The sequence below is a fragment of the Acinetobacter sp. ANC 5600 genome, from assembly GCF_002018395.1.
Taxonomy (GTDB): Bacteria; Pseudomonadota; Gammaproteobacteria; order Pseudomonadales; family Moraxellaceae; genus Acinetobacter; species Acinetobacter amyesii.
On the sequence record NZ_MVKW01000004.1, the window covers coordinates 65880 to 80888 of the forward strand.

At 37.6% G+C, this 15009-nt stretch carries 18 protein-coding genes and 1 pseudogene; 9 read left to right on the forward strand and 10 right to left on the reverse strand.

Features of this window, described 5'->3' with window-relative positions:
* Positions 1-4 precede the first annotated feature (4 nt).
* Genes tssK through B1201_RS09820 form a run of 4 tightly spaced genes read left to right on the forward strand, consistent with a single transcriptional unit; the run spans position 5 to position 3819 of the window.
* A complete protein-coding gene (gene tssK, locus B1201_RS09805) occupies positions 5-1369 on the forward strand; it encodes a type VI secretion system baseplate subunit TssK (RefSeq protein WP_078193368.1) in 1365 nt (454 codons plus the stop codon).
* A 9-nt stretch (positions 1370-1378) separates the two neighbouring features.
* A complete protein-coding gene (icmH, locus tag B1201_RS09810; RefSeq protein WP_078193369.1) occupies positions 1379-2182 on the forward strand; it encodes a type IVB secretion system protein IcmH/DotU in 804 nt (267 codons plus the stop codon).
* Positions 2183-2194: 12 nt separating this feature from the next.
* On the forward strand, positions 2195-2866 hold the full coding sequence (locus B1201_RS09815; protein WP_078193370.1) for a hypothetical protein: 672 nt from the start codon (positions 2195-2197) through the stop codon (positions 2864-2866).
* Positions 2863-3819, forward strand: a complete 957-nt coding sequence (locus B1201_RS09820) for a M15 family metallopeptidase (protein WP_078193371.1) — start codon at positions 2863-2865, stop codon at positions 3817-3819. Before B1201_RS09815 ends, B1201_RS09820 begins: the two co-directional genes overlap by 4 nt.
* 43 nt (positions 3820-3862) lie before the next feature.
* Here the strand turns inward: B1201_RS09820 and B1201_RS09825 are convergent, their stop codons facing one another.
* From B1201_RS09825 to B1201_RS09855, 7 genes and pseudogenes are all read right to left on the reverse strand, one after another.
* Positions 3863-4624, reverse strand: coding sequence for an alpha/beta fold hydrolase (locus tag B1201_RS09825; protein WP_078193372.1), 762 nt, complete (start codon positions 4622-4624; stop codon positions 3863-3865).
* Between the two features lie 176 nt (positions 4625-4800).
* A pseudogene (locus tag B1201_RS09830) lies at positions 4801-5663 on the reverse strand (MBL fold metallo-hydrolase).
* Positions 5663-6082, reverse strand: coding sequence for a DUF6691 family protein (locus B1201_RS09835; protein WP_078193373.1), 420 nt, complete (start codon positions 6080-6082; stop codon positions 5663-5665). Before B1201_RS09835 ends, B1201_RS09830 begins: the two are co-directional and overlap by 1 nt.
* A 2-nt stretch (positions 6083-6084) precedes the next feature.
* Positions 6085-6498: a YeeE/YedE family protein gene (locus B1201_RS09840; protein ID WP_078193374.1), complete on the reverse strand. Its 414-nt coding sequence runs from the start codon at positions 6496-6498 to the stop codon at positions 6085-6087.
* A 238-nt stretch (positions 6499-6736) separates the two neighbouring features.
* Entirely contained in the window at positions 6737-6946 is a 210-nt protein-coding gene (locus B1201_RS09845) for a hypothetical protein (RefSeq protein WP_078193375.1), read from the reverse strand.
* A 59-nt stretch (positions 6947-7005) separates the two neighbouring features.
* Positions 7006-7761 carry a zeta toxin gene (locus tag B1201_RS09850; RefSeq protein ID WP_228144772.1) on the reverse strand — a complete coding sequence of 252 codons (756 nt, stop codon included), beginning with the start codon at positions 7759-7761 and terminating at the stop codon, positions 7006-7008.
* A 3-nt stretch (positions 7762-7764) separates the two neighbouring features.
* On the reverse strand, positions 7765-8025 hold the full coding sequence (locus B1201_RS09855) for a hypothetical protein (RefSeq protein ID WP_078193376.1): 261 nt from the start codon (positions 8023-8025) through the stop codon (positions 7765-7767).
* Between the two features lie 605 nt (positions 8026-8630).
* Between B1201_RS09855 and B1201_RS16795 the strand changes: the two genes are divergently transcribed.
* Positions 8631-8816, forward strand: a complete 186-nt coding sequence (locus tag B1201_RS16795; RefSeq protein ID WP_143221690.1) for a hypothetical protein — start codon at positions 8631-8633, stop codon at positions 8814-8816.
* Between the two features lie 8 nt (positions 8817-8824).
* Here the strand turns inward: B1201_RS16795 and B1201_RS16975 are convergent, their stop codons facing one another.
* Together B1201_RS16975 and B1201_RS09865 are read right to left on the reverse strand one after the other, a co-directional pair.
* Positions 8825-9001: a hypothetical protein gene (locus B1201_RS16975; protein WP_171263777.1), complete on the reverse strand. Its 177-nt coding sequence runs from the start codon at positions 8999-9001 to the stop codon at positions 8825-8827.
* A gap of 3 nt (positions 9002-9004) precedes the next feature.
* Positions 9005-9373, reverse strand: a complete 369-nt coding sequence (locus B1201_RS09865) for a hypothetical protein (protein WP_078190788.1) — start codon at positions 9371-9373, stop codon at positions 9005-9007.
* Between the two features lie 1119 nt (positions 9374-10492).
* Between B1201_RS09865 and aroQ the strand changes: the two genes are divergently transcribed.
* Genes aroQ through accC form a run of 3 tightly spaced genes read left to right on the forward strand, consistent with a single transcriptional unit; the run spans position 10493 to position 12759 of the window.
* Positions 10493-10948 carry a type II 3-dehydroquinate dehydratase gene (gene aroQ, locus B1201_RS09870; protein ID WP_078190789.1) on the forward strand — a complete coding sequence of 152 codons (456 nt, stop codon included), beginning with the start codon at positions 10493-10495 and terminating at the stop codon, positions 10946-10948.
* 15 nt (positions 10949-10963) lie between these two features.
* Entirely contained in the window at positions 10964-11380 is a 417-nt protein-coding gene (gene accB / locus B1201_RS09875) for an acetyl-CoA carboxylase biotin carboxyl carrier protein (protein ID WP_078190790.1), read from the forward strand.
* A gap of 17 nt (positions 11381-11397) precedes the next feature.
* Positions 11398-12759 (forward strand): acetyl-CoA carboxylase biotin carboxylase subunit, encoded by a 1362-nt coding sequence (gene accC / locus B1201_RS09880; RefSeq protein WP_078193378.1) that lies wholly within the window; start codon positions 11398-11400, stop codon positions 12757-12759.
* Positions 12760-12829: 70 nt separating this feature from the next.
* Here the strand turns inward: accC and B1201_RS09885 are convergent, their stop codons facing one another.
* Complete coding sequence (locus B1201_RS09885; RefSeq protein ID WP_078193379.1) at positions 12830-13312, reverse strand: hypothetical protein; 483 nt, start codon at positions 13310-13312, stop codon at positions 12830-12832.
* 299 nt (positions 13313-13611) lie between these two features.
* On the opposite strand from B1201_RS09885, the gene B1201_RS09890 reads away from it, so the two are divergent.
* Entirely contained in the window at positions 13612-14994 is a 1383-nt protein-coding gene (locus tag B1201_RS09890) for a GGDEF domain-containing protein (RefSeq protein WP_228144773.1), read from the forward strand.
* Positions 14995-15009 lie beyond the last annotated feature (15 nt).

Sequence of the window (15009 nt, forward strand, 5' to 3'; positions counted from 1 at the left end):
AACAATGTTTAAAGCAGAAAAAATTTTATGGGGTGAAGGATTATTTTTACGCCCACAACACTTTCAATTACAAGATGCTTATCATGAACAGCGTTTAAACCATACGGTTCGCGCAACGATACCGTTCGCTTATGGTATTCAAAGTTTAATTTTTGATGAATCGCAACTCAGTACCAACACATTAGCTTTGAATAAAGTCGAAATGATTTGGCAAGATGGTGAGATTTATCAGGCACCTGCACAAGATTTATTACCTGAGCCTGTACTACTTGATTCATTAAATTTACGCGGTGAAATGCAAATTTATTTAGCATTACCGATTGTTCAACCGAATAAACGAAACGTCAATTTTGAAGAAAATACCCAATCGAGTCGCTATCATTCACATTTGACTGAAACTCATGATTTGTTTACAGATGCGACGGCTGCTGAAATCACTTTATTACGCCGCCGTGCAGAGTTTAAAATCTTTGAATTAGGCCAAGAACCACAGCACAATCTTGATGGTTTTCTATATATGCCTATAGGCCGAATTAAGCGCCAAAGTTCAGGTAATTTTGTTTTAGATTATCAATTTATCCCACCAATATTACATATTAGTTCGTGTGATTCACTGATTACCGGGCTTAAACGAACGCTCAATATTATCAAAGCTAAAATTAAAACCATTCAATCGAATAATCGTGAAAACGAACAAAAGTTAATTGAATTCCGTTCTGGTGATATCGTTTCATTTTGGTTGGTTAATGCGCTGAATACTGCACATGCGACCTTAAATCATTTATTGCAATATCCACTGATTCATCCTGAACGTTTGTATTTTGAATTATTACGTCTGACAGGTTCTTTACTCACCTTCTCTACAGCTTATGAAGTAGATCAACTCCCACAGTATCAACATCATAATTTGCAAGAAAGTTTTGCTCAATTAGATGTGATTTTACGTGAGTTGCTCGATACGATTATTTCAAATCGATATATCAGTATTAACTTGAAAGAAACCCGTCAATCCTACTGGGTGGGCAGTCTTGAAAGTGACAAAATTACTCGCGATTCGCGCCTGTATTTAGCTGTTTCAAGTAGTGTGATGCCTACACATGACATTATTTCTTATGTACCACTGCGCTTTAAAGTCGGTAATACCGTTGATGTTGAACAGCGAGTCATGGCGGCCTTACCTGCTGTTCCATTGCAACATATGATGCAAGTGCCAACAGCAATTCCGGTACGTTCAGGTGTGAGTTATTTTGAAGTTGAGCCAAATAATGATTTGTATCAACGTATGCTTGATTCTGAATCGATCTGCGTTTACATACCAGCTGGCTTCCAAGATATCTCGATTGAACTTATTGCAGTGATGAATGGTTAAGGAGCAATCATGAATATTTCAAATAATGCCCCTTCACTTTTTGACGATGGTCAAATTGGATTAGGCTCTTCAAAACCAAGTGCTGAATCGAAAATCAACAGTTCAACCAATTTAGTTGATCTACTACATGATGGTTTCTACATCGTATTTTTACTCAAAAATCAATATGTTCCATCCAGCCCTGAAAGTTTCAGGACAAAAATTATGGATCTATTAAACCGATTTGAAAGCCAAGCCCGTAAGCTTCAATTCAGCAATGAAGATATCACGGACGCAAAATATGCCTATTGCGCTTTATTAGATGAAACCATTGTCACCCAACAAGATGCACGTTTTTTTGATTTACAAAACAATTGGATGATGAATCCACTGCAATTAAGTCTTTTTGGTTCACAGCTAGCAGGTTATCGTTTTTTTGAAAATTTAGAGCAAATTCGTTCTAAGAATAAAGATCGTTTAGCAGCACTTGAAGTTTATCATTACTGCATGCTCCTTGGTTTTCATGGTAAATACCGACTTGAATCGATTGAAATGCTCAATTCACTCGTTGCACGTGTCGGCGATGAAATTGATTATATGAAAGGTAAAAAGGCGTTTTCGCCTTTCGCGGCACTGCCGGATCAAATTAAAAATATTATTCACCGTGAATTACCATTTTTTTGGATCATTATCTTTTGGGCATTGTTTGCTGTATTAGCATTTGGTGGACTGAAATATATGTTATCCAGCCAAAATAATCAGGCGTTATCACAATATCAAAATGTCATAACTGCACCATCGGAACAGGCTTATATCACCATTCATTTACCATAAGACTTAGACACCATGGCAAACGAAAAATCGAATAACGTTAGAATTTTACAGTCGACTCAAAAGAATAATTTACCGCCTTTAGCTCATGCTGCGATTGGCTTTCTTGTTGGTGCTGCGGTCATTATTGTTGTTGGCCTGGGATATTTTTATCTAAGTTCTGACGATCAGCCTGCAAATACAGAAATGACTACTTCTGCCCCAACTGAAGATAAAGCTGAAACTGAGGCAACCACTGCACCCCGTCAAAGTGAAAATGAGCAATCTTCAGCTGAAAAAGCACTGCAAAGCGTTCATGCTATGGACGAAAAAGATCAGGATAATGGTTTATATTCGAATGATTTAGCTACTGCTTTCAATCATGGCAATACGGCTAAAGTGACTCAGCCTGTTCAAGCTGTAGCGAATAACCGTTCGCCTTTTGAAATTACCCAACCGCAGCGCCCTGTTGTAGCTGCTACAACAACCGTTAAACAACATATTCCAACTACATTAGTAAAACCAAAAGCTGCGCCAACAACAGCTAAGGTGACCAAACCTACAGAGCCTTCTACGAAAGCAGCAAAAGAAGAAGAATACTTTGAAGAACCGATGGGTGGAACGCAAATTTCTGAAACCAAACGTCCGAAAGTGGTTGCTGTAACAAACACTGCTAATGCGACTGTGAGCGCTACAGTTTCCCCATGATCATCTTTTTGGTTAGTTGTTTCTTTGTCTTAGCACTGGTGACAGTGCTTTGTTTTTCTTATGAACTCAGAGTTAAAGTTCAGGATTTTTTCTTTCAAATCATTCCACAAAGTAAAAAAAGAATTCAGCACGCCAAAAATTTTGCTTATGAACTGAACTATGCAGCAGCACCACAACAAATTCAATCACACTGGCATTTACAACAATGGTGGATTTTATTTGCAGGCTTCTTACTGTTTGCCAGTATTTTATTATTTGCTTTTACTCGCCCGATTACTGCAAGTAAAGTGGAAGCTGATTATTTGCGTAAAGTCGACCCACAAATTTACGCCATGCTTGATGGACAGGTTTTAGATGCGCCTCCTGAGGTTGAAGAATATCTTGTTCAAGAAGCGATCGCTGAAGAAGCAGCAATGATTGAGCAGCCATCTGTTATGGCCTCAAGTTTCAATCCAGAAGTTCAAGATATACATACGCATTCATATTCTACAGATGTGCCTTCAGCAGATCGTAAATGGCATAAAATGAACCCTCGTTATAAGCAGCGCTTATTAATGGTATTTAAAATTATGCGTGAACAGCATGGTTATGAAATGGTTTTGCTTGAAGGTTATCGTAGTCCTGAACGTCAAAATAATTTAGCCACCAATAAAAATACCACTCGTGCCCGTGGTTTCCAAAGTTATCATCAGTTTGGTTTAGCAGCTGATGTCGCCTTTAAACGCAATGGCAAAGTGGTCATTACTGAACGAGACCCTTGGGCTATGCGTGGTTATCAACTTTATGGTCAAGCCGCTGAGTCTGTCGGTTTAACATGGGGTGGACGCTGGAAATCTATTCAAGATTATGGTCATACTGAATATCGTATGCCAGGCCTGAAAAAAACTGCAGAGATGGCGGCACTACTTACCTCTGAAGGTCAGCTTCAAGCCAATAATATTTCGATTGAGTAATTTCGATGTTGTGCCTGCAAAATATCATTGAAGGCACACCGTATTAATTTAAATAATTTTGTATTTGCTCTAAAACGTCAGTTGTTTTTTCTGCATGTAACCAATGGCCTGCACCTTCTATTTCTACAATTTTCGCATGTGGAAATTGGTGTTCTATCGCCTTAGTATGTTCCGTGTTTGAAATATAAGGTGACTCTCCACCTTTGATGAACAATACAGGCTGTTGCCAAGTATTTCCGATATTTTCCCAACCAATAATCTGGTCATACTGTTTATACAACGCATCTACATTAAACAACCATTGTCCTTTACTAAACGATTTGAGTAGAAACTGTATAACCATATCCGAATGAATATACTCACGCATAATTTCAACCGCTTGCTGTCTAGATTGAATTTGTGCATTTTGTACAGCGATCAAAGCTTTAAATATTTCATCATGATGACGTTCTTGATATGCAAAGGGTGCGATATCCAATACAACAAGTTGCTCTACCCGCTCTGAGATTAAAGCCAATTGCATTGCGACCTTGCCTCCCATGGAATGGCCAATCATTGAAAACTTATCAATGCCAATTACATCTAATGTCTCAAGTACATCGTTTGCCATCTCATGATAATTCATTTCTGTACTTTGAGGTGATTTACCATGATTTCGTAAATCAAGCTTAATGACAGAATGTGAATTTTGAAAAGCTCTGGCAAGCATCCCTAAGTTACTGAGGCTGCCAAATAAACCGTGAATAAAGACTAGCGGGTGCGTTTCGCCTTCTAATTTTTGATGATATTCGTAATTAAGGATCATTTTTGAATACTTTGCTATGTTGATATAATGATGCCTAGTTGAATGAATGAAATCAAATGACAGTTAAAACTTATTAATCCTACTTAGGCTATTTTTAGGTGGCAATTAATTAACTTGCTTAGGCTATTTTATTAAGTGAAATAGCCAACCGCATTCAACCTAAAGGTTCTTTGTCTTTAATTTGCAGATTTAAAGTGATTAAAAGGAATTTTTAAATAGCGAATACCATTCCCTTCTGGTTTTGGAAATTTACCTGCATCTATATTGATTTGTATTGCAGGTAAAATCAGTTTTGGCATAGCCAAATTTGCGTCACGCTGAGTTCGCATTGTGACAAAATCTTCTTTTTTCGTACCAACGTGGATATGAATATTCTGCTGTTTTTGCGCATGCACACTGCTTTCGCAGCAGTATTTTGCATGACATAAAAACACGCGCATTTCAGGTGCTAACTGATAAATCTTTTGTACAGAGTCGAATAATACTTCCGCACTGCCCTTGGGAAAATCACAGCGTGCTGTGCCATAATCAGGCATAAATAAGGTATCACCGACAAACACAGCATCATCACCAACCACATAGCTCAGACAAGCAGGTGTATGTCCAGGCGTTGGAATGTTATAGGCATTTAACTCACCAATTTTAAATGCCTCATGATCTGCAAATAAATAATCAAATGACTGATGTGAATTAAAATATTTCACATCAAAATTATAAATGGCGCTGAATGTTTCCTGCACAATCTTGATGTTATGGCTCATCGCAATTTTACCATCAAGAACTTTTTTAAATATTGAGATGCGGTTAAGTGATCTGCGTGCACATGCATTTCTAAAATCCATTCTACGCTTAGGCTATTTTCTTAAATATAATGAATAATCAAATCTGCATGCTTCGTTTGAGTAGTTGCAGAAGCAACATTATAATCCAATACACTGTCTATAATCGCACATCGGTTTGTTTGCGGATCGGCTAACACATAACTGAATGTATTGGTATTTTCATCAAAAAAATGTTGTACCTGTGCACGATTTGACATTAATTTGCTCCCGAAAATTTACGATGTATATAGACGCCCGCAAACATCGCTACAACGAAATAGATCGCTTGATAATAACCAAGCCCGATCAAAGTAAAGGCTGGCGCAGGACAAATCCCAGCAATACCCCAACCTATTCCAAAGATAACACTCCCTAAGACGAGTTTTACATCAATTTGATTATTACTTGGTAATTCAATCGCCGTCCCATCAAAGGTTGTCGGTTTTGATTGACGAACGGCCATTTGAAATGGAATAAATGCAACTGCAATGGCTCCCATCATCACAAAAGCTAAACTCGCATCCCACTGCCCTGTTGTATCAAGGAAACTTAAGATCTTTTCTGGATTAGACATGCCCGAAATCATTAAACCTAATGAAAAAATTCCACCAAAAATAAATGCCAATATATTTTTCATCATTAAGCTCCGATTACATGTCTCATTACATAAACTGTGATAATCCCTGCCAACATAAAACTAGCAGTTGCAACAAATGAACGCTTAGAAAGACGACTAATACCGCAAATGCCATGACCGCTAGTACAACCTGAACCTAATCGAGTTCCGAATCCAACCAAAACACCGGCAATGATCATCATCCATGGACTTGCATCCAGTTCAATTGTCACAGAGGTCATTTTCCCGTAGATAAAAGGTACAATAAAAAGTCCCGCTAAAAACCATATCGCAGGTGTTTTTAAAATCGTCTGAGGATTCAACATTTGCGCAATTAAACCACTAATACCAGCGATTCGACCATGTACATATAGGTAGCCTACTGCTGCCAGGCCCAATAAGATCCCGCCGAGAAAAGCGGTTAGAAATGGATGCATATTTATCAGCCATAAAACATATATGTTTTTATAATATGTTATTAAAAAAAGATGCAAACTCGCCAGTCTAAATATTCATTCTGACATGCCTTTCCTGATTGAAAAGTTTAACGCTTCAAGAGTGTTTGATTAGTTTTATTTAGAATTAATTTATAAACTTGAAAAATCACGAAATATATCCTCGGAGATTTTTCAATAAAGGCTGTTTATTATGAAGTTAATTGAAATAATAGATAATTTATAGATCAATACTGATATCGCTGAGTGCATCGCTCACCCACGTTAAAGCACCTGAACCCAATTCTATAATATTCGAACCAATTTCAGCTAAGTCAGTCAAATCTAGAGAAGATAAAGGATCAGATGATGTACTATTTTTTTGCTGTTCTTGTTCAGCTTGCTGCTCAATGGCTTGATCAAGATGAGTTTGAATGTTGTTGTAATTCATAGTCGTTATTTTGCATAGGTTCATCCTGTTATTTTGTTTTTTATTACGTTTAGTTGACATTAATTTGGCTCAAACTCTTTAAGCACCTTATCTACAAACCACCACGGTAAACGCTGAATACCTGAATTCATCTTTAAAATTTCAGCTTGTTCAATTTCAGCAATGAAAGAAGCATGCTGTCCATCGGCAGAGTTATCAAATAAATAACTTCGATCCGTTGCTTCTACCGCCTGCATTAACAAATCCATACTTCTATAATAACGTTCGCGAATTTTTTGTTCTAGAACACCATGTCCACCCGTTTTTACGCGGTACTGAACACGTGAAATATTGATAACAGGATCAATAGTGGAAACATAATACAGATAGGTTTTAAAGCCTTTTCTTTTTGCTTCGCGTAGAAATTCTACCTTGGAAATATGGGACATCACCGTTTCAAAGGTAAAACTAATTTTTAGTTCTAAAAACTGCAAACGGATGTAATCGATAATTCTTGCACAAAGATATGAATCAATCTGATCTGGATGAAATTCAATTTTCCACGGATCTAATATCTGAGGTTTTCGTGCTAATAGCGGAATAAATTCTCCATTCGCGGGACGTTTTTTCGTATCGAGAAAGTCAATTAATGCTTGTGATTTTAAAGCGGAATGGTAATCCAACAAATTGAGCCGGTGTGAATGTTTCAGTTGAGCTTCGAGTTCATCCGCATTTAAATATGCCCCAATATGATGGGGCAATAAATATTCTTTAACTGTGCTTTTACCTGAACCATTTGGACCCGCGAACATTCTAATGCGAGGTTGTGGAGGCATGTATTAAACAATTTCCTCTGTTTTCTTTTTACGTTTTAAAATTTTTGGTAGATCATCCACTTGTACGAAGTCGGCTGATACATCTTTTATTTGTACTTCTTGACCATTTTGCAGACGTTGAACCAGTTGTAGACCTTTTACATAAACCACAGTGGATGACGCACTTGCTTGTTCAAAAGCATGGCGAAATGCATGGATAGCAAGGCTTGGGATCATATCGTCCTCATATTGGCTTGCTTTCATTACTGAAGTATAAGCTGTCATGTAACAACTCCTCAAACATCAAAAATAATGTGTTCAATCATCTTATCATACTCGCAATATTTGTCTATTTATCCATCAGTCATCCTGAGAAGAAATTGATAAAAATTCAAAATGCTTAAATCATTTGATTGTATTGCTCGAAAAGAATGTCGTATATGAGTCAATGTGTGTGGATAGTAAATCAAGAATTATGTAAAAGTTACCTACATTGGATTTATCACCCAATTAAGCATTTAATTTTTCAAAAAAAATAGCCACTTATTCAGTGGCCAAAAGAGAACGACATCAACAAGTTGATGTATTAGTACTGACCTATGCAACAGGACCAGGGATGTTTGTTGCATATAAATCGTTCTAACTTGATCATAATAATGTGATGGACTTGTCATTTTAAGCATATTTTATATCATTTTCTGACAATCTACATTTTCAACTTCTAAGATTATTAGAAACTGCACCTATAGTGAATAATGCTGTAATAATTTTGAAATATTAGACCATTTCGAATTATGAAAAATAGAACAAAATGAAAGAAAGTTAGACTATAGCCCAAAAGTTTTAGAAGAGAAATTTAAACCTAAATTATTTTGTAGGAATCGAACAAAATGCACTTTCGTTTAAGCCAGATGACTGCATACTCTGTTGCTGTTGTTGTAAATAGTGCTGTGAAGCCACTCGCATTAGATTGGCCATTTCAAGAGCTGAGTTTTGCTGAGAAATTTCTAAAATCTGTCGATATGCATTCAATCTTAAACAAAAAGCTTGAGTTTGCTGCTGACCCGTTGCTGTAGATGCAGGATCATCCAAAAATAGCTTTGGTTGAATTAATTTGCTCAGTATATGCTTTTATCTGAGCATTATATTCAGTTTGAGTCAGTTGTGGAGTAACCGCTTCATTCACATTTGCATGTTTTACAGAAGCAGTAAACACAGAAAAAATAAGGATATAAAGTTTATACATCAACGGAGAATGCATAAATTAAGCCTCATCACCTTCTTTCCAGACATCTTCATAATCATCAGCATCGATCATAAAACGATAGCCTACATCCAAAGCTAAATACGGTAGCACTTCAGGCACAACATCTTGCAGTTTACGCACAGTCATTGTTTCAAAGTTATCTGCGCCTTCAAGCTCACCACCATAAATATACCAACTGACATTTTCATCACCTTCTGCAGGCTTACGAATACCAACAATTGGATCTTTATTTAAGGTATGGACAGCCACAGCAATTACATCATCGCCCTGCACTTCTACATATGCAGAACCTACTTCTTCACATAAAAGTTTTTGTTCTGCAATCAATTCTGCCAAAGGTGATGAATTTTGCGTATGTTTTGCCATGTTTGTTCTCAGGCCATATAGGTTTCGGGCATTCTACCGTGAATTACACTTATATAGATAAATTTTTTCCGCGGGAAAGCATTCGAGCCTTGTTTTATCAATTCATTTATAGAAAAAGACTCAATGCGGTAGATTCCACCTAAAAGTATAAACAAGAAGAAAGGAAACTTATTCAACACATATACCGTTCAAACACAGAAATAGACGAATAAAAAATAGAATCAGCATGCAAACAGCAAGCTTCTTTACCACCACAGATTTAACTTTTGCCAATGCCTGTGCAAATTTGGACAAATACCCGATTTTCCAAACTTACATGATTTATGAAAGAAATCGTCAATGCCTTGCACGTTTCATAGATTCAAAACACTGACTAGAAAATACACAGGATGGTTAATACGCTTATATATAGGTCTATAAAGTATGACTTAGCTAGGCAATAAATGTTCATCATATCTAAAGCTGCCTACTTCTAAGGAAATGTTCCCACAGAATATTTAATTCACTGAGGCAAACAAAATATCTAGCTTGAGCCCTCTCATTTATGAAAGCATTTCATTGGCTTAAAAAATATGCCTTATAAACCATAAAAAATTAACTATCTTTTAATTTTTATATACTTAGCACACAAACCTGATTTATTCTTTCAAATAACTCGATTGAAAACTGAGAACAATTTAGATTCCTTTACGCGTGAAATAAGTTAAACCTTAGAATTTTTTAAGTCGCTGTATAAATACCATCTTTACGACTATGCATGCGTAGGCTGTTCAACTGACGATCTATAAGACAAATGTACAAGCCATCTCACCTTTCAAATCATTTATACTGGTTATTGCTACACGAATGCACCACGATAAAGCAAGTTTACACAAAAGATATCAACAGTTTTAGCCAATTGGGTTTAAAATGATGTCCTACAATATAATGATAAAAATGTAATCTTTTAACATTGCCAATTCTCTGCAAAGTTCGCATTATATAGCCCATTCTCGGCACATGCTTTTCACGTCAATTCAAAGAAATTATAAAAAAAAATGTGGAATTTTATGCCATAATGAGCAAACTTTGCAGGTATCTTGCAAAGTAAATTTGCAACTTTTTATTGGAGCAGGCTGAATGAGCTCGACCATTTTGGTCATTCATGGACCGAATCTCAACTTACTGGGAAAACGTGAACCCGAAGTTTACGGCTATCTGACACTTGAAGATATCAACCAAAAACTGATTTCACAGGCTCAAAACGCTTCCATTTCTCTCGACACTTTCCAAAGTAATTGGGAAGGCGCTGTCGTCGACCGAATTCATCAAGCGCAACAAGAAGGCGTTCAATTCATCATTATTAATCCAGCAGCCCTAACACATACTTCGGTTGCTGTGCGTGATGCCCTTCTTGGTGTAGCCATTCCGTTTATCGAAGTACATCTATCAAATGTCCACGCTCGCGAAGCATTTAGACATCACTCCTATCTATCTGATAAAGCCGTTGGCGTTATTTGTGGTTTAGGTGCAAAAGGTTATGCCGCAGCACTAGACTTCGCCATCGAAAAAATTCAACCAACTTCTCAATCTTAATTAGGAATACTGTTCATGGATATCCGTAAAATCAAGAAACTCATCGATTTGATGATTGAATCTGACTTACAGGCGATTGAAGTTAAAGAAGGCGATCAATCGATTGCTCTAACTCGTCGCAATCCAGTAGTTGCTGCCGCTGCGCCTGCTATGGCTGCTCCTGCCGCTGCACCTGCTGCACCTCGTTCACCACGTGGTGCTGTTGAGCCGTCTCCTATGGTTGGTGTGTTCTATGCTGCGCCAAATCCAGGTGAAGCACCATTTGTTAAAGTTGGTCAAACTGTATCTGCTGGTGAAACACTCGGTATCATCGAAGCAATGAAAATCATGAACCCAATTGAAGCAACTCAAAGCGGTGTGATTGAAGAAATTTTGGTTAAAAATGGCGAAGTGATCCAATTCGGTCAACCATTATTCCGCTATCGCGCTTAAGACCACGGGGAATCACAATGTTGCAAAAAGTTTTAATTGCAAACCGTGGTGAGATTGCGCTCCGCATCACCCGCGCTTGCAAAACTTTAGGAATTAAAACCGTAGGGATTTATTCCGATGCCGACAAAGACCTAATGCACTTACGCTTCTGTGACGAAGCTGTGTGCATTGGACCAGGTGCCAGCAGCGAAAGTTATCTCAATATCCCTGCCATTATTACTGCGGCTGAAATCACCGGTGCAGATGCCATCCATCCAGGTTATGGTTTCTTATCTGAAAACGCTGAGTTTGCAGAAATTGTAGAAAACTCAGGTTTTATCTTTATCGGTCCGCGTCCTGAACACATTCGCTTAATGGGGAACAAAGTTTCTGCCATTATTGCGATGAAAAAAGCTGGTGTACCGACTGTTCCGGGTTGTGACCATGCTGTAACGATTCACAATGCATTGGCAGAAGCCAAAGAAATTGGATTTCCATTGATCGTAAAAGCTGCCTCTGGTGGTGGTGGTCGTGGTATGCGTATCGTTGAACGTGTAGACACGCTACTCGAATCTGTACAAGCTGCTCAACGTGATGCGGAAATGTGGTTTGGTGACGACACCGTTTATATGGAACGTTTCCTTCAAAAGCCACGCCATGTCGAAGTGCAAGTTCTTGCAGATGGTAATGGCCATGCAATTCACCTTTATGATCGTGACTGTTCATTGCAACGTCGCCATCAAAAAGTGCTTGAAGAAGCGCCTGCACCGGGTTTACCTGAAGAAGCACGTGCGCATATTCTTGAAGCGTGTGTAAATGCTTGTAAATTAATGCAATACCGTGGTGCTGGTACATTCGAGTTCTTATTTGAAGAAGGTGAATTCTTCTTTATTGAAATGAATACTCGTGTACAAGTAGAACATCCTGTTACTGAGCAAGTGACTGGCGTAGATATTATCGAGCAACAATTACGCATTGCTGCTGGCTTAGGTTTGGATCTTCAACAAGAAGATATTCAACTTAAAGGTCATGCGATTGAATGTCGTATTAATGCGGAAGATCCATCTACATTTATGCCTTCACCGGGCAAAATCGATCATTTCTATGCACCGGGTGGCGCAGGTATCCGACTAGATTCTCATATCTATCAAGGATATAACATCCCACCCTACTATGATTCAATGATTGCAAAACTCATTGCGCATGGTAAAGATCGTGAAACCTCTATTGCTCGCATGAAACAAGCCCTAGAAGAGATTATCTTAACTGGCGTGAAAACCAATATTCCGCTACATAAAGATTTGATTCTTCAAGATAAAAATTTCTGCGAACAAGCAATGGATATTCACTATCTTGAAAAACATCTATTAAAGAAAGTCGAAGGACATGAAGAGAAATAAAACTTCAGCGTCAAAAAAACCACTCAAATGAGTGGTTTTTTATTTTCATAAGAAAGATCTATAGTCATGCTTAAGGCAAAACTCGACGCAATGTCGCAAAACACTGCTGAGCCTGATCATTGGCACAGAAGTTAATGACCGATGGACTTTTCCACTTTACAAAGTACTGTGAAATTTCGCCGGTTTGATCTTGAATATTGCCCGAACAATCCATCTGATTATTGTCATATTTCACTTGTAAAATCAGTGCTGGAATTTGCACATTCGGATCTTGCGCAGGTTGATAGTCATATACCCCAGATGACCACTCTTCACCGCTTTTGATCACAACATCATTATTGCTCTTAAAATTATAATATTCAACGCACTTTTTATTGGTCGGAATTTCCATGCCCCATAAGCCAACCAATTCAGAACGTGTTGTCACCCTAAAGCTATTCACCACTTCAACTTGATTTTTAGCCTCTGAATTTTGAGTTGTATTCTTATTATCTGCCGCCATCACCAACGATGAACTCAACATGAGTAAAACTGTAAGATATGCTATTTTCATACATTTAATCAGTCATATAAATCATGCTCTTAAAGTAACACATTTTTTTACAAATCCGCGGTTTATCACATTTTCATAACAATCATTTTTCATATTTATCCAAAAAATCAATCTCGGTTAACGAAACTACAAATCAGCTAAATGCCAAACAAATCACACTATTTACAATAAAATAATATAAAATCTTTTTTATCGTTTAATATACGAAAAAAACGAATTCTCCCATATTTAACCTAGGCTTACATAAGCTAATGAAACTGCATTCGAATAGTCTTGCTCCGCTTAATGCACGCCACAGCATGGCTTTTGTAATAGTCGCTGCAGTTATTCTTTGCTGCTGCTTAATCGGTATTTTCACCCGCCCATTAAGCTATTTAGCGATTTTTTGGCCTGCGAATGCAGTATTGTTAGCAATATTCTTAAGGTTCCCTAAACTGAGTAATCTGGGAGGATGGTTAGGTGCATTTACCGGTTATATGCTCGCAGATTTAGTGACGGGCAATTATTTCCAACTCACTTTATTTCTCACTTTTTCAAATTTAACCAACAGCATGGTATCGCTATTTTTTATGCGATATTTTCAGGTGAACTATCAAAACTATAATAAAGGTTTCACCTTTCTGACCATGATTGTCATCATCGCCTGTGGTGGATGCCTTGCAGGTGCTCTTTTTGCTATTTTCACTGTGCCTTATATCCCCAATACGTTTATGTCGACCGATAGATTATCGATTGATTTTGGTATGTGGTGGATTACTGAAATATTAAATGCGCTGATTATATTACCGCTTATTCTGTCTTTTCCTAAACTGGCCGATCTTAAACTTTATTTCAAAGATCGACGTCATCAAAGCTTTCAGATCAATAAAATATTTCCGGCAATTGCAGTTGTCTTCTGTGTATTTTTAACAGCCGTTTCTGCAGGTCCAGGGGCAATTCTCTACCCTTTAGCGGCTCTAATTTGGGCAGCATTAACCTATCGCTTATTTACCTTATCCCTAATTAATGCCGTGGTAATTTTAGCGACCTATTACAATTTAAATGCGTTCTACTTACACGATTCTTCATTAGCCTATTTATCGACAGCAATTTCAGTTCGTATTGGCCTAGCCATGCTGATTCTCTCGCCGTTGATTCTTTGTATTATTAGCCGAAATCGGCACGAACTATATAAAGAGGTTTTATACCTTGCAAATCATGATAGTTTAACGCATGCGATGAATCGTCGATATTTTTTCGAGCAAGGTGAGCTTTACCTACAAAACCAAATTCAGCTTAACTTTTCCATTATCATGATAGATATTGATCATTTTAAAAAATTGAATGATCAATATGGGCATTATGTCGGTGACCAAGTTTTACAAGAATTTTCGAGCGTTGTGCGTAAGAATTTACGTGAAACAGATTTATTTGCACGTATTGGTGGTGAAGAGTTTAGTGTATTACTCACGAACATTGCAGCAGCTGAAGCTCAAGGTATTGCTGAGCGTATCCGAAAAGTCGTTGAAACTACGCCTATTTTCATTGATGAAAAAAATACGATTTATATTACGGTGAGTATAGGTCTGATTCATCAGTCTTTGCCCAATGCTCCAAGTTTGCAAAGTATGATAAATCAAGCCGATCAGGCCTTATATCAAGCCAAAGAGCTCGGCCGTAATCAGGTGATTTTAGTTCATTGAGATTTATCAAAATAC

Bases quoted from the DNA above. Each gene is read 5' to 3' on its own strand.
- B1201_RS09890 (WP_228144773.1), top strand. From the start codon at position 13,612: ATGGCTTTTGTAATAGTCGCTGCAGTTATTCTTTGCTGCTGCTTAATC.
- icmH (WP_078193369.1), top strand. From the start codon at position 1,379: ATGAATATTTCAAATAATGCCCCTTCACTTTTTGACGATGGTCAAATT.
- B1201_RS09845 (WP_078193375.1), bottom strand. From the start codon at position 6,946: ATGAATTACAACAACATTCAAACTCATCTTGATCAAGCCATTGAGCAG.
- accC (WP_078193378.1), top strand. From the start codon at position 11,398: ATGTTGCAAAAAGTTTTAATTGCAAACCGTGGTGAGATTGCGCTCCGC.
- B1201_RS09885 (WP_078193379.1), bottom strand. From the start codon at position 13,312: ATGAAAATAGCATATCTTACAGTTTTACTCATGTTGAGTTCATCGTTG.
- B1201_RS16795 (WP_143221690.1), top strand. From the start codon at position 8,631: ATGCACTTTCGTTTAAGCCAGATGACTGCATACTCTGTTGCTGTTGTT.
- B1201_RS09840 (WP_078193374.1), bottom strand. From the start codon at position 6,498: ATGCATCCATTTCTAACCGCTTTTCTCGGCGGGATCTTATTGGGCCTG.
- accB (WP_078190790.1), top strand. From the start codon at position 10,964: ATGGATATCCGTAAAATCAAGAAACTCATCGATTTGATGATTGAATCT.
- B1201_RS09835 (WP_078193373.1), bottom strand. From the start codon at position 6,082: ATGAAAAATATATTGGCATTTATTTTTGGTGGAATTTTTTCATTAGGT.
- B1201_RS09865 (WP_078190788.1), bottom strand. From the start codon at position 9,373: ATGGCAAAACATACGCAAAATTCATCACCTTTGGCAGAATTGATTGCA.
- B1201_RS16975 (WP_171263777.1), bottom strand. From the start codon at position 9,001: ATGCATTCTCCGTTGATGTATAAACTTTATATCCTTATTTTTTCTGTG.
- aroQ (WP_078190789.1), top strand. From the start codon at position 10,493: ATGAGCTCGACCATTTTGGTCATTCATGGACCGAATCTCAACTTACTG.
- B1201_RS09815 (WP_078193370.1), top strand. From the start codon at position 2,195: ATGGCAAACGAAAAATCGAATAACGTTAGAATTTTACAGTCGACTCAA.
- B1201_RS09820 (WP_078193371.1), top strand. From the start codon at position 2,863: ATGATCATCTTTTTGGTTAGTTGTTTCTTTGTCTTAGCACTGGTGACA.
- B1201_RS09825 (WP_078193372.1), bottom strand. From the start codon at position 4,624: ATGATCCTTAATTACGAATATCATCAAAAATTAGAAGGCGAAACGCAC.
- tssK (WP_078193368.1), top strand. From the start codon at position 5: ATGTTTAAAGCAGAAAAAATTTTATGGGGTGAAGGATTATTTTTACGC.
- B1201_RS09855 (WP_078193376.1), bottom strand. From the start codon at position 8,025: ATGACAGCTTATACTTCAGTAATGAAAGCAAGCCAATATGAGGACGAT.
- B1201_RS09850 (WP_228144772.1), bottom strand. From the start codon at position 7,761: ATGCCTCCACAACCTCGCATTAGAATGTTCGCGGGTCCAAATGGTTCA.